Below are 12,106 nucleotides of genomic sequence, written 5' to 3' on the forward strand. Positions count from 1 at the left end.
CATCCGGACGGTCCCGCCTGCCAGCTCAACGGCAACGCCGGGCGCATGTTGCAAGGCGCAAACGGCGTGGATGCTGTTGGACGCGACGAAAATGTTTTTGTGAGAGGCCAGAAACCGGGCGCAAGTTTCCACCGTTGTGCCGGTGCCCAGTGCCACGCGCGCGCCGTCGGGGATCAAGTTCTTGACGGCCAGAGCGATGCGCTGTTTTTCCTGCCGCGATATGCCTTCGCGCGGCAGATAGCCGATGTTCTCGCTTTGCTGGCGCAGGCGCACTTTACCATTGCGGCGCTGCACAAGTCCGGCTTCGTCCAGAACGCGCAAGTCTGCGCGTATCGTCTGAACCGATACGGCAAGTTGGGCCGAAAGTTCGGTTGCCGGAATTGCCTCGTTTTCAGCCAATAGCGCGATGATCTCATCTCGTCGCTGGGTAACATCCCGTCGCACGATCATTTTCCTTCGAAAAGTTCGCAAATTATCGAAACGTTAGGGAAGTCTCTCAAGTCCCGCAATATAATAAAAGTTCCAAATAACTGTTACAAAACTGTTGGATTTCTCTGGGATAAGGCGACCGTGAACTTCTTTCGTTCGAAAGTTAACCTTCAGGAGAGCCCCATGAAGTCCGCACTCACATCCACCGCTTTCGCGCTCTTGGCCAGCACCGCCATGGCTGAAACGATCACGCTATACACTTCGCAGCCGAGTGCAGACGCACAGCTAACGATCGATGCGTTTATCGCCGCCAACCCCGGCACCGAAGTTGATTGGGTCCGCGATGGCACGACACAGCTTATGGCGCGCCTGCGCGCCGAAATCGAGGCTGGTAATCCGCAGCCTGACGTTCTGTTGATTGCGGATACCGTCACACTGGAGGGTATGGCGCAAGAGGGTCTTCTTGCCGCCTATCAATCGCCCGAAGCCACCGAATATGACGCAGCTCTCTATTCCGCCGAAGGCTACTACTACTCCACCAAGTTGATCACGACCGGGATCGTCTACAACACGGGCGTTGAAACTGCACCGACCTCTTGGAACGACCTGTCGGACACATCGATCAAAGGTCAAATCGCCATGCCCTCGCCGCTATATTCCGGGGCAGCGCTGATCCACCTTGCAACGCTTACTGGCGACGACAGCCTGGGATGGGAATACTATGAAGGTCTGGCGGCGAACGATGCGCGTGCCCAGGGCGGCAACGGCGGCACGTTCAAAGCCGTGGCTTCGGGTGAAAAACCCTATGGTATGGTCGTGGACTTTCTCGCCATCCGCAACAAAGCCGGCGGCTCGCCCGTGGATTTTGTCTTTCCTGAAGAGGGCGTCTCTTATGTGACCGAGCCAGTGGCGATCATGTCGACCGCCAAGAACGTCGAAGGCGCGCAGAAATTCGTCGACTTCCTGCTGAGCGACACGGGCCAGAAGCTTGTTCTGGATATGGGCTATATCCCTGCCCGTGACGGTATGGGCGTCCCCGAAGGGTTCCCCGCCCGCGAAGATATCAAGCTGATGGCCTTCGATCCCGCCGACGCCCTTGCAAGCGCCGAGGCCAATAAGGCCACATTCGCAGAACTTTTCGGCGCCGAATGATGAGCGTCACACAACAAAACGGTGGCAGCCGGTCCGAGGCCCGGCTGCTCTCTGCTATTCTGGTCGTCGCAATCTGCTTGACGCTCGCCCCGGTTCTGCGCCTTTTTGTCGAGGGCATTACCCACCAAGGCAGCCCCAGCGTGACCCTTATGCGCGATGTGCTGGCGCAGCCCTCAACCTTAAGCGCGCTGAAACATTCACTGGTCACAGCTGGTTTTGGCACTTTGGTGTCGCTGATGCTGGGCTCTGCCTTTGCGTTCCTTGTAGCGCTGACTGATCTGCGGGCAAAGGCGGCGTTGGTCTTTTGCCTGATGATCCCGATGATGATCCCGCCGCAGATCACGGCACTGTCTTGGACCCAAATCATGGGGCCGTCATCGGTTCTGCTGAAATCGCTGGGCGTTGCGCCACCGCTTGGGGCGCCGCAGCCGCTTTATTCGCCGCAGGGGATCATCTTTCTTCTGGGCATCCAGCATATGTCGATCATCTTCCTGACCCTGCGCGCTGGCCTGCGCTCTATCCCGCAAGATGTGGTTGAGGCCGCCCGCATCAGCGGCGCAAAAGGGCTGCGCACGTGGTGGCAAGTGGTGATGCCGCTGACCCTGCCCAGTCTGGCCGCGGGCACGGCCATCACCTTTGTGACGGCGCTTGGCAATTTTGGCATTCCGGCCATGCTTGGCATTCCCGCAGGATATGCGACGCTGCCGACGCTCGTCTATCAAAAGCTTGCCGGGATGGGGACGGCCGTCTTGGCCGAAGTCTCGGTTCTGGCGATGCTTATTGGGGCAGTGGCCGTGACGGGAATTTTGTTGCAACGCCTCTTCCAAACGCGCCAGAAACTGCACCTAGTAGGCAGCACCTCCCGGCCGCTGGCCCTGCCATTGGGCGCTGCCCGGCTGCCGGTTGAAATCCTTCTATGGGCGGTGGTCTGTGCTATTCTTGTCCTGCCGATGTTCGGCCTCTTGGCCACATCATTGGTGCCTGCCTATGGGGTGCCACTGCGCCTTGATACGGTGACCCTTGCATCGTGGCATGAGGTGCTGTTCCGGCAGCCAGTAACATCACGGGCCTTTGCCAATTCCTTTGCATTGGCTGCGGGCGCGTCCCTGGCTCTTATCGTGATTTGCCTGCCCTTGGCGTGGCTGATGGAGCGGCGCAAGACGCGTCTTGCGCGTCTGTTCGACAGCCTGCTTGATCTGCCCTACGCACTGCCGGGGGTTGTCCTGTCAATCGCCATGATCCTGCTGCTGATCAAAGTACCTTTCACCGAGGCAACGCTTTACGGCACCATCTGGATCATCTTTTTGGCCTATATCGCCCGTTTCTTTGCCGTCATGTTCCGTCCGGTTCAGGCCAGCCTAAAGCAGTTTGATCCGTGCATGGATGAGGCCGCGCAATCGGTTGGGGCCTCGCTTTATCGGCGCTTGCGCGATGTAATCTTTCCGCTTTCGGCACCCGCGGCAGCGGCGGGGACAATTCTTGTTTTTCTCACCGCGTTTAACGAACTCACTGTTTCTGCGCTCTTGTGGTCCTCGGGCACCGAGACCCTTGGCGTGGTGATTTTCAATCTCGATGACAGCGGCGAAACCGGCATGGCCAGCGCAATGGCGATGACCATCGTGTTTGTGGTCGTGGTCCTTATGGCTCTGATCCAACTGTTTTCCCGCCGCTTTCCCAAAGGAGTTGTCCCATGGCAGACATAGACCTGTCCTGTGTTGGCAAGGCATTCGCAGGCACGCCCGCGCTACAAGACATCACAACGCGGTTTGACGATGGCGAGTTTATCGCGCTTTTGGGGCCGTCTGGCTGTGGCAAGACCACGCTTTTGCGCATCTTAGCAGGCTTCGAAGAGCCCAGCAGCGGGTGCATCCGCATCGGAACGCGCGAAATGGCCAACGCCGAGACGGGCGCAAACCTGGCCCCCGAAGAACGCAACATCGGGTTTGTTTTCCAATCCTACGCGCTTTGGCCGCATATGTCGGTGCGGCGCAATGTATCCTACCCGCTTGAGATCCGAAGGTTCTCTAAGGTGGAGATCGCCAAACAGACAGATGCAGCACTCGCCTCAACGGGGCTTGGTGACTATGCGGACCGCATGCCCTCTGATCTTTCGGGCGGTCAAAGGCAACGTGTGGCTTTGGCACGTTGCCTTGTCTCTGACCCCTGCGCTGTACTGCTGGATGAACCGTTGGCCAATCTTGATGTGGCGCTGCGGGCCACGATGCAGGGCGTCTTTACTGATTTCCATAAACGTACCGGCGCCACAATGGTCTATGTCACACATGACCAGGCCGAAGCCATGGCGATGGCCGACAGGATTGCGGTGATGGATCAAGGGCGCATCCAACAATTCGATACGCCGCAAACCCTGTATGAGCGGCCCAAGAACCGTTTTGTTGCCGAATTCGTCGGTCGCGGCGCAGTGCTGCCGGTGCAGGAGCTCAAAAAGGCCGGTGATGCGCAACAGGCGCGAATACTGGGGGCAGAGGTTGCGGTGCAATCCGCGACCCAAGAGGCGCGGGTCAGCCATGTGTGCCTGCGCCCCGAAAACTTGACCATTGCCGAAACCGGAGATCTGCGCGGCAAGGTGGCGCGGGTCACCTATATGGGCGGGAAATACCTGCTGGAAACGGTGACTGACTGCGGCGCCCGCTTGTTTGCTGAAACGCGGGCCCGCTTCGAAGTCGGCACGCAACTGGGTCTGACAATCACAACACCTTGGGCCTTCTCAGAGGACTAAATGCAAAGCATACGACTACTTTCCGGCATCGGGGACAAGGGGCCTGCATGCATGCAATTGACCGTGGATGATCGGATCTGGCTTCTCGATTGCGGCTTTGGCCCCGAGGCCAACGCGCATTTCGATCCCGCTTGGCTGGAGGGGGCCGAGGCGGTGTTCATCACCCATGATCATATCGATCATATCGGCGGCGCGCCGCATGCCGTTGAGGCGGGCCTGCCCATCTATGCCACGGCACAAACGGCCAAGGCGCTCCCCCCCGCGGCCAAGGTGCACCTGTTGCCCGAACAGGGCCAGACGACCCTCGGCGGCGTGACGCTGACCACCGGGCGCAATGGCCATGCGATGGGGGGGGTCTGGCTGCACTTCGATCTGGGAGAGGGTCTTTTCTATTCTGGGGATTGGTCAGAGGAGTCGGACTGGTTCTCCTTCGATGCGCCGCCCCCCGCAGCGACAGCCATTTTGGATTGCTCCTATCATCTGGATGATGTGCCCCAATCGGATCGGTTCGAGGCGTTGAATGGGTTGCTGGACCAGGTGCAAGGTCAGGTGCTTTTGCCTGTCCCCCCTTCCGGGCGCGCGGGCGAGATGGCGTTACATCTGATCCGCCGCTACGGCTATGAAAGCGTGATGCTTGACCCTGAATGCCAAGACACGCTTCGTGCCGCGCTGAACAGCGGCGCCGTCAGTGCCGATGCCCAGGAAATAGCTCCGCTTTTGAACCGTGGCCCGATGGAACAGGCGCGTTTCCTAATCTGTGATACGCCCAACGCCGACGGCGGCGCCGCATGGGGCTATGTGCGTGCGTGGAACGAAAGCGGGCGTTTAGGGCGCGACGCACATGTCGTGTTCACCGGCCATATGACAGCCCATGCGCGTGGCATTTGCAGCGTTCAGGGCGGGTATTTCCAACGCTGGAACGTGCATCCGCCGCTGCGCGATCAGGTGAAGATGCTAAAACGCCTTGGCGCAAAACGCTTTGCCCCCGCTTTTTGCACACAGCCCGAAGATTACCTGATTGAGGGGCTCGACGCAGAGGTATTCTTTCACGACCGGGTGCGCCTATGATCACCGCGCCTTTGCCATCGCATAGCTTTTGCCTGATCCGCCATGGCGAGACGACAGCGAATGCGGATGCAATCATCGCCGGGGTAACGGATGTGCCGCTAACCCAGATTGGTCGCGATCAGGCACGTGCCCTCTCCCAGAGGATGTGGCCAGAGCCAATTGCGGTCTATTGCAGCCCAATGACACGGGCCCAGCACACCACTCAGCTTGCGTTCCCGCGCCGGCGTTTCGAGGTGCACGGCGGATTGCGCGAGCGCGACTGGGGTGTTTTCGAAGGTCGGCCGTTGAATGAACAGCCGGCCAGAGAAGATACGCCGGATCAAGGGGAAAGCTGGCCCGATTTTCTGATGCGAGTGCAAACCGTAATAGCAGAAATCTGCGCAGCGTCGCAGGGAACGCTGCCGGTTCTGGTGTGTCATTCGGGCATAATCCGCGCTGCGCGTGTGCTCTGGACGACAGGCGACGTCGGCCAACGCCCTCCCAACGCGAAGCCGCTACTGTTTCAAAGAACAGGCAACAAAATATCGGAGAAAAACGTATGAACCAAGCAGCAGCTACCCCATGTGTGGTTTTCGATGTCGATGGCACACTTGCAGAATTCGACGCGGAACGACTTGGCCATCTTGTACATGGCGTGGAAAAGCACTGGGATGATTTTCATCATGCGATGGCAGATGCCGCTTTGATTGTCCCGATTGCGAAGTTGATGCGCCGGTTGAAAGAGAGCGGTGAAACCATTGTGATTTGTTCCGGGCGGCCCAGGGGCTGGGCCGAGCACACGATTGCATGGCTTCGCAAGCACGATCTGCCGTTCGACGGCATGTATTTGCGCGCAGAAGATCAGGACGATGCCACCGACCCGGAGGTGAAGCGCCGCGCGTTGAAGGAAATGAAAGCGGATGGCTTCAAGCCTTGGCTGGTGATCGATGACCGCACTTCGGTAGTCGAGGCCTGGCGCGGCGAAGGTCTGGTGTGCCTGCAATGTGCTCCGGGGGATTTCTGAAAAAGGGTCTATGGATGTCAGCCATCGGTCAGATGCCTGCAACGAGCATCGAATGGTTTCTTTTGCCGGGCAGAGTGCGATTGTGCGAGATGTACGGGAGTGTCCTGAAATCTGTGTATCTGGCCCCGCCCATGCGGTTTCAGATACTCAAGCGTCGAAGCGATCGCCGGACACTATGGCGAACCGGTTGCGGGCCGCGAACCATTGCCAGACGTTCCGGCCATCCTTCTCAAATTTTCGGATAGCGAGGTAGACCAGCTTGGTGGCGGCCTCGTCCTCGAGAAACGAGCCCCGTGTTTGATGGAGTTTCGGATTCTGCCGTCAGGGCGGTGTGAATCCGGCCCAGATCGGCAGCCACGGCCTTGCGGTCCTTTCTTCTCGTAGGTTATGCCGAAACGTCCCCGCTCCAGTCGCCGGATAGGCCATTTTACACTCCCCAAAAAAAGGCGAAGTCCCGCCGTTCTGGGCGGGGCTTGTATGATGGGCGGATACGACGCCGTACGGCGCTACGCGTTCAGTTGGTCGAAGGCCGGGACCGAAACGCCCGCGGGACGGCAGCAGTTCGTATGCCCTGCTCTATTTGGATGAAGAGGGCACTGCACTGCATCGCGTCAAACTTCAGGCAGAAAAATTCGACGCCCTAGCCTGGAATATCCCTTGGGGTATGAGTCAGCGCAAGATTGGCGGCGATGCCGCACTGGCAAAACAAATTTCGGATAACATGATCAACTTTCGCGCACGTCTGGCCTGTTGACCACAATGGTTCAAACCTTGATTGCCATGAGCATTCATCGTCGCGACCTTATCAGGCAATTCCACGGCGAACAGGATGAGGCCTTGCTGCTGCTGGCGGCGGATAACATGTAGATCGAAGCGTTCCCAACACGTTAGCACATAAAAAATGGCCGGGCATCCCTGCCCGGCCATTCCGCGACTATACAGCCTGGCTCAGGCGCGGCGGCGGCGGCCGCCACCAGACCGGCCGCCACGTCCACGGCCTTCGTCGCCTTCTTTGGCAGGCTCTTTGTTGAACTTGATCCACTCGCCGCCATGCGGGTCGTTATTGGTCAGGAAGTTGGCGGCGCGGATGGCCTCCATTTCCTTACCGGCGCGCGGCTTGGTGGAGCCGAGGCCGAACATCTGAACAAATGCTTCGTCTTCCATGCCGTCGGGCAGGACGATGCCGGCGGCTTCAACTTCAGCTTTCTTTTCGGCGATCTTTTTCTGCGTGACGGGCAGCGCTACCGGGTTCATGATCGCCGAGGTCATGCCGGCGCCCATTGCCATCGGCAGGAAGGCGTTGTTGATGCCGTGGCGGTTCGGCAGGCCAAAGGAGATGTTGGATGCACCGCAAGTGGTGTTCACACCCAGCTCTTCGCGCAGACGGCGGACCAGGGCAAACACCTGCAAGCCGGCGGTGGCCATGGCGCCGACCGGCATCACCAGCGGGTCAACCACGATGTCATGCGCGGGAATGCCAAAATCAGCAGCGCGTTCAACGATCTTCTTGGCGACGGCGAACCGCACATCGGGATCTTCCGAGATGCCAGTGTCGTCGTTGGAGATCGCAACAACCGGGACGTTGTACTTTTTGACCAGCGGCAGGATCTGTTCCAGGCGCTCTTCTTCGCCGGTGACCGAGTTCAACAGCGGACGGCCTTCGCAGATTTCCAGGCCCGCTTCCAGCGCGCCCGGCACCGAAGAATCGATGCACAGCGGCACGTCAACCAGGCCCTGCACCAGCTCGACGATCTTTTTCATCAGCGGCGGCTCGGTCTCGTTCGGGTTCGGGTTCGAGTTGTAGACCACGCCAGCGTTGATATCGAGCACTGTCGCACCGGCCAGAACCTGAGCGACGGCATCTTTCTCGACAGTGGAAAAATCGCCGGCTTCCAGCTCGGCCGCCAATTTTTTGCGGCCAGTCGGATTGATGCGCTCTCCAATAACGCAGAACGGCTCGTCAAAGCCCAGGATCGCGGTTTTAGTTTTTGATTCTACGACTGTACGGGTCATTGTTGATCCTTAGGAGTTGACCGGCTTCGCCGAGGCGCCGCCGTTGTTGATGGCCCAGGTTGCATTGGTCTTGATGCCGCCCAGCGGGAAGAAGTGGACCTTTTCGATAGCGAAATCCGGGTTGGCTGCCTTATGCGCCGCCAGTTCCGCAAGCACTTCGCCCGGCTCATGCGGGAGCAGCAGCTTGGAGACATCCTTGGCACGTTTCTGCAGAACTTTCAGCGACGGGCCGACGCCGCATGCGATGGCGAATTTGATCATCGTCTGCAGTTTGGCCGGGCCTGCGATGCCGATATGTACCGGCAGGTTCATGCCGCGCTCGCTCAGTTCGTTCACCCAGTTGATCACCGGCTGCGCCTCAAAACAGAACTGGGTCGCCAGCGCCATTTCGGCGTCGGTACGCTTGGAAAACTCCTGCTTCCAGTCCAGCGCTGCATAGGTGTTGGCACGGCCGCCCTTGGGGTCGATGTCGAGGTTTGGCTCAGGATGCCCTGCAACATGCAAGTTGGTAAAGCCCGCGTCGTCGAACAGGCCGGTTTCCAACAACTGCATTGAGGAATCGAACTCGCCATGCGGCTTGGCAACGCCGCCGGCCAGGATCAGGCCCTGCTTGACGCCGGCTTCGCCCTGGTAACGGGCGATCCAGTCGCCAAGGGTCGCCTTGTCCTTGATGATACGTGCAGGGAAGTGCGGCATCACATCATAGCCTTCGCCGGCAATGCGCTTGGCGGTGTCGACCATGTCTTCAATCGGGGTGCCCTCGATATGCGCGACATAGACACGGGTACCGGCCGGCAAAAGGTCGCGGAAGTCGTCGACCTTAGTCGCGGTACGCGGCATCACCTCAATGGAATAGCCCTTCAGAAAGGCTTCCATTTCGGGGCTGACAGACTGGCCAGCACCAGAGTCGCGTTTCTTAAAGTTCAGCAAAGCCATCGCGGCCTCCCATAGTGGTGTCAGGCTCACGCCCATCCGTCATTTGCAATCAGAGTTTTCAGGCGGTCCTGATCGTATTCCGTTTCCAGGCGGGTTGCCTCGGCTTCGGCGACCTCAGCCGCTTCACCTTCGGCGGCATATGGCGCGGCCTTGCGCCACTCGGCAAGATAGGCGTCCGCGTCCTTGGCGTTCACTTTCATGGCCGCACGGTCGATGGCCTGCTCGAACCGTTCTTCGAGCTGGCGCTTGGCCCCGCGGCGGCCTTTGCCAACGATGACCTGCGCCGGGATATCGCGCCAGTATACGATCGTTACGTCGGGCATGCCTTAAATTCCTCCTAGCCTGGATAGACCACGTTCTAGAGCGGCGGCCGCCCGCACGTTGGTCGATTTTCGACAACACGATGGGATTGAGCGACGTTTTGCTGCCGGGACACTAGCTTTGTGCCCTTGCGAAAGCTACAGGGGTTTCTTGCCAAAATATTCATGTGGATTATGAGATTTCCTCGAAGCTCCGGAAATCGCGCCGCTTCTGCCGTCTGACGCTTGCGCCGCTGCACCGGCGCACCTATTGTTGTCGTTAACACGATAATCGGAGGGCGTGAATCATGGCGCCCAGGCGCTCGAAAGGTGCGGGCGCGTTTCCCAAAGCGGTTGAAACCCCTGCACCGGCCCGGCCCGATCCTGATGCGCTTTATGCTGCGCTGGATCTGGGTACAAATAGCTGTCGCATGCTGATCGCCCAGCCCAAGGGCAGCGGCATCCATGTGGTCGACAGTTTCTCCAAGTCGGTGCAGCTCGGCGCCGGACTGGAGCGGACCGGACGCTTGTCGCGGTCGTCGATGGCGCGCACCATTCAGGCTTTGCGGATCTGCCAGCAGAAACTGAAACGCAACAGGGTCAGGCGGATGCGGCTGGTGGCGACCGAGGCCTGCCGCCGGGCAAAGAACGCCCGCGAATTCATCCGCCAGGTGAAGCGGGAAACTGGTCTGACGCTTGAAATCATCCAGCCGGAAGAAGAAGCACGTCTGGCAGTGATTTCCTGTGCGCCGCTGGTCTCGACCAAAACGGATCAGCTGCTGGTGGTCGATATCGGCGGCGGCTCGACCGAATTGGTGTGGATTGACATCTCGTCAGTCCCGCGGCGCGACCGCCCCTCTGCGATCATGCGGTTGCATAACGGGTTCAACTCCACTGAAAGCCCGTTTCCCGCGGCAAAAGTGGTGGATTGGATTTCCGTGCCGTTGGGGGTCGCCACTTTGCGCGATCAATTCAACGATGTGGAGGACGACGCCGCCCGCTTTGCGCTGATGAGCTGGTTCTTTGAGGAAAACCTGGCGGATTTTGCGCCTTATAAGGATGAGCAGACCCGGGCCGGTTTTCAGATCGTCGGCACCTCGGGCACTGTCACAACGGTTGCGGCGTCGCATCTGGGGCTGAAACGATATGACCGGACCAAGGTGGACGGGCTGCGGATGACCAGCGATCAGATTGACAAAGTGATCCGGAGTTATCTAGAACTCGGGCCTCTGGGCCGCCGCCGTGATCCCCGCATCGGCGAGGACCGGCAAGCCCTGATCATGTCCGGTTCAGCCATCCTGCAGGCATTGCTGCGCTGCTGGCCGACCGACCGGCTGTCAGTTGCGGACCGCGGCCTGCGCGAGGGTCTGCTTTATGCACAGATGAGCGCGGATGGCGTTCTGGAGGACGGCCCCTATTAGGCGGGGTCGGAAAAATTGGATTTTTCCGGGCCGGAGTTTTCATGAAATTCCGCGCACCGGCGCAAATGGTGACGATGATGGCAAAGACGCCGACAGGTAAGAATACATCCGGACGCGGTCAGCGCGATCTGAAGGTCAAGGTAAAATCAGCGCGCGGGCGCAAGCTCAGCTCGACACTTTGGCTGCAGCGCCAGCTGAATGATCCTTATGTCAAGCGGGCCCAGGCCGAAGGCTACCGCGGGCGTGCGGCCTACAAAATCATGGAACTGGACGACAAATACCGCTTTCTGGTTCCCGGCGCCCGGATCGTCGATCTGGGCTGTGCGCCTGGCGGCTGGGCACAGGTTGCGGTCAAACGCATTAATGCCTTGGGCGAGAAACAGGGCAAAGCCGTGGGCCGCATTATCGGCGTGGACCTGCAGGAAGTCGAACCGCTGGCCGGTGCCGAGTTCCATCAGCTCGATTTCATGGATGACGGCGCCGATGATCAGGTCAAGGAATGGCTGGGGGGCCGGGCCGATGTGGTGATGTCCGACATGGCGGCGGCCAGTTCCGGCCACAAGCAGACGGATCACATGCGGATCATCTCGCTGTGTGAAACCGCGGCCTATTTTGCCTTTGACGTGCTGGAAGAGGGCGGAACCTTTGTGGCCAAGGTCCTGGCCGGCGGTGCCGAAGGAGAGCTGCAGAAGCTGTTGAAGCAGAAATTCACCAAGGTGACCAACATGAAGCCGCCCTCCTCGCGGTCGGACAGCTCCGAGAAATTTGTGGTTGCAACCGGGTTCCGGGGCTAACGCCTCGTTAAATGCGGCGGCTGTGCGGCGCGGTCAGAGACCGGGCCGCAAGGTCGCGCAGCAGGATGGCCTCATCTCCCTCGCCATCGGTCAGCCGGGACACCCTCAGCTTAAGGCTGGCATGTCGGGCCATTTCACGCCGGCGCATCAGTTCAAACAGGCGTGTGTGGCGAAGTTTGCTTTGCAGTTTTGTCATGATGGCCCCTTCTGGATCCTCAGTCTCCTACAGACCTAAAAGGTGATTTGGCCGC

Annotated in this window: 14 protein-coding genes and 1 pseudogene; 9 read left to right on the forward strand and 6 right to left on the reverse strand. The window is 59.4% G+C overall.

Going from position 1 to position 12,106, the window contains the following annotated elements:
- Positions 1-450 (reverse strand): DeoR/GlpR family DNA-binding transcription regulator (locus VOI29_RS02400; RefSeq protein ID WP_416361472.1); only part of this gene is annotated, 450 nt, incomplete at its 3' end.
- A gap of 162 nt (positions 451-612) precedes the next feature.
- Between VOI29_RS02400 and VOI29_RS02405 the strand changes: the two genes are divergently transcribed.
- Genes VOI29_RS02405 through VOI29_RS02430 form a run of 6 tightly spaced genes read left to right on the forward strand, consistent with a single transcriptional unit; the run spans position 613 to position 6,392 of the window.
- Positions 613-1,581, forward strand: coding sequence for an ABC transporter substrate-binding protein (locus VOI29_RS02405; protein WP_323775846.1), 969 nt, complete (start codon positions 613-615; stop codon positions 1,579-1,581).
- Positions 1,581-3,284 (forward strand): iron ABC transporter permease, encoded by a 1,704-nt coding sequence (locus VOI29_RS02410; protein ID WP_323775847.1) that lies wholly within the window; start codon positions 1,581-1,583, stop codon positions 3,282-3,284. The genes VOI29_RS02405 and VOI29_RS02410 overlap by 1 nt, the downstream gene beginning before the upstream one ends.
- Positions 3,272-4,321 carry an ABC transporter ATP-binding protein gene (locus tag VOI29_RS02415; protein WP_323775848.1) on the forward strand — a complete coding sequence of 350 codons (1,050 nt, stop codon included), beginning with the start codon at positions 3,272-3,274 and terminating at the stop codon, positions 4,319-4,321. The genes VOI29_RS02410 and VOI29_RS02415 overlap by 13 nt, the downstream gene beginning before the upstream one ends.
- A gap of 51 nt (positions 4,322-4,372) precedes the next feature.
- Positions 4,373-5,389 (forward strand): MBL fold metallo-hydrolase, encoded by a 1,017-nt coding sequence (locus tag VOI29_RS02420; RefSeq protein WP_323775849.1) that lies wholly within the window; start codon positions 4,373-4,375, stop codon positions 5,387-5,389.
- A complete protein-coding gene (locus tag VOI29_RS02425) occupies positions 5,386-5,931 on the forward strand; it encodes a histidine phosphatase family protein (RefSeq protein ID WP_323775850.1) in 546 nt (181 codons plus the stop codon). Before VOI29_RS02420 ends, VOI29_RS02425 begins: the two co-directional genes overlap by 4 nt.
- A complete protein-coding gene (locus VOI29_RS02430) occupies positions 5,928-6,392 on the forward strand; it encodes an HAD family acid phosphatase (RefSeq protein ID WP_323775851.1) in 465 nt (154 codons plus the stop codon). The genes VOI29_RS02425 and VOI29_RS02430 overlap by 4 nt, the downstream gene beginning before the upstream one ends.
- Positions 6,393-6,539: 147 nt before the next feature.
- On the opposite strand, the pseudogene VOI29_RS24540 reads toward VOI29_RS02430, so the two are convergent.
- Positions 6,540-6,692: pseudogene (locus VOI29_RS24540) on the reverse strand (IS256 family transposase); the annotation flags it as partial.
- Positions 6,693-6,972: 280 nt separating this feature from the next.
- Here VOI29_RS24540 and VOI29_RS02435 point away from each other — a divergent pair.
- Positions 6,973-7,146: a hypothetical protein gene (locus tag VOI29_RS02435; RefSeq protein WP_323775852.1), complete on the forward strand. Its 174-nt coding sequence runs from the start codon at positions 6,973-6,975 to the stop codon at positions 7,144-7,146.
- Positions 7,147-7,340: 194 nt separating this feature from the next.
- Here the strand turns inward: VOI29_RS02435 and VOI29_RS02440 are convergent, their stop codons facing one another.
- From VOI29_RS02440 to VOI29_RS02450, 3 genes are read right to left on the reverse strand one after another with little or no spacing between them, the layout of a single operon-like run.
- A complete protein-coding gene (locus VOI29_RS02440) occupies positions 7,341-8,405 on the reverse strand; it encodes a methyltetrahydrofolate cobalamin methyltransferase (RefSeq protein ID WP_323775853.1) in 1,065 nt (354 codons plus the stop codon).
- A 9-nt stretch (positions 8,406-8,414) separates the two neighbouring features.
- Positions 8,415-9,341 carry a methylenetetrahydrofolate reductase gene (locus VOI29_RS02445; protein WP_323775882.1) on the reverse strand — a complete coding sequence of 309 codons (927 nt, stop codon included), beginning with the start codon at positions 9,339-9,341 and terminating at the stop codon, positions 8,415-8,417.
- Between the two features lie 26 nt (positions 9,342-9,367).
- A complete protein-coding gene (locus VOI29_RS02450) occupies positions 9,368-9,664 on the reverse strand; it encodes a virulence factor (RefSeq protein WP_323775854.1) in 297 nt (98 codons plus the stop codon).
- Positions 9,665-9,948: 284 nt separating this feature from the next.
- Here VOI29_RS02450 and VOI29_RS02455 point away from each other — a divergent pair, with 284 nt between their 5' ends.
- A complete protein-coding gene (locus tag VOI29_RS02455; protein WP_323775855.1) occupies positions 9,949-11,061 on the forward strand; it encodes a Ppx/GppA phosphatase family protein in 1,113 nt (370 codons plus the stop codon).
- 77 nt (positions 11,062-11,138) lie between these two features.
- Entirely contained in the window at positions 11,139-11,855 is a 717-nt protein-coding gene (locus VOI29_RS02460) for an RlmE family RNA methyltransferase (RefSeq protein WP_024089984.1), read from the forward strand.
- Positions 11,856-11,862: 7 nt separating this feature from the next.
- Here the strand turns inward: VOI29_RS02460 and VOI29_RS02465 are convergent, their stop codons facing one another.
- On the reverse strand, positions 11,863-12,051 hold the full coding sequence (locus VOI29_RS02465) for a hypothetical protein (protein ID WP_323775856.1): 189 nt from the start codon (positions 12,049-12,051) through the stop codon (positions 11,863-11,865).
- Positions 12,052-12,106: the final 55 nt, after the last annotated feature.

It is taken from the genome of Leisingera sp. (assembly GCF_034669605.1).
Classification (GTDB): domain Bacteria; phylum Pseudomonadota; class Alphaproteobacteria; order Rhodobacterales; family Rhodobacteraceae; genus Leisingera.

Bases quoted from the DNA above. Each gene is read 5' to 3' on its own strand.
- VOI29_RS02405 (WP_323775846.1), top strand. From the start codon at position 613: ATGAAGTCCGCACTCACATCCACCGCTTTCGCGCTCTTGGCCAGCACC.
- VOI29_RS02410 (WP_323775847.1), top strand. From the start codon at position 1,581: ATGAGCGTCACACAACAAAACGGTGGCAGCCGGTCCGAGGCCCGGCTG.
- VOI29_RS02415 (WP_323775848.1), top strand. From the start codon at position 3,272: ATGGCAGACATAGACCTGTCCTGTGTTGGCAAGGCATTCGCAGGCACG.
- VOI29_RS02420 (WP_323775849.1), top strand. From the start codon at position 4,373: ATGCAATTGACCGTGGATGATCGGATCTGGCTTCTCGATTGCGGCTTT.
- VOI29_RS02425 (WP_323775850.1), top strand. From the start codon at position 5,386: ATGATCACCGCGCCTTTGCCATCGCATAGCTTTTGCCTGATCCGCCAT.
- VOI29_RS02430 (WP_323775851.1), top strand. From the start codon at position 5,928: ATGAACCAAGCAGCAGCTACCCCATGTGTGGTTTTCGATGTCGATGGC.
- VOI29_RS02440 (WP_323775853.1), bottom strand. From the start codon at position 8,405: ATGACCCGTACAGTCGTAGAATCAAAAACTAAAACCGCGATCCTGGGC.
- VOI29_RS02445 (WP_323775882.1), bottom strand. From the start codon at position 9,341: ATGGCTTTGCTGAACTTTAAGAAACGCGACTCTGGTGCTGGCCAGTCT.
- VOI29_RS02450 (WP_323775854.1), bottom strand. From the start codon at position 9,664: ATGCCCGACGTAACGATCGTATACTGGCGCGATATCCCGGCGCAGGTC.
- VOI29_RS02455 (WP_323775855.1), top strand. From the start codon at position 9,949: ATGGCGCCCAGGCGCTCGAAAGGTGCGGGCGCGTTTCCCAAAGCGGTT.
- VOI29_RS02460 (WP_024089984.1), top strand. From the start codon at position 11,139: ATGGCAAAGACGCCGACAGGTAAGAATACATCCGGACGCGGTCAGCGC.
- VOI29_RS02465 (WP_323775856.1), bottom strand. From the start codon at position 12,051: ATGACAAAACTGCAAAGCAAACTTCGCCACACACGCCTGTTTGAACTG.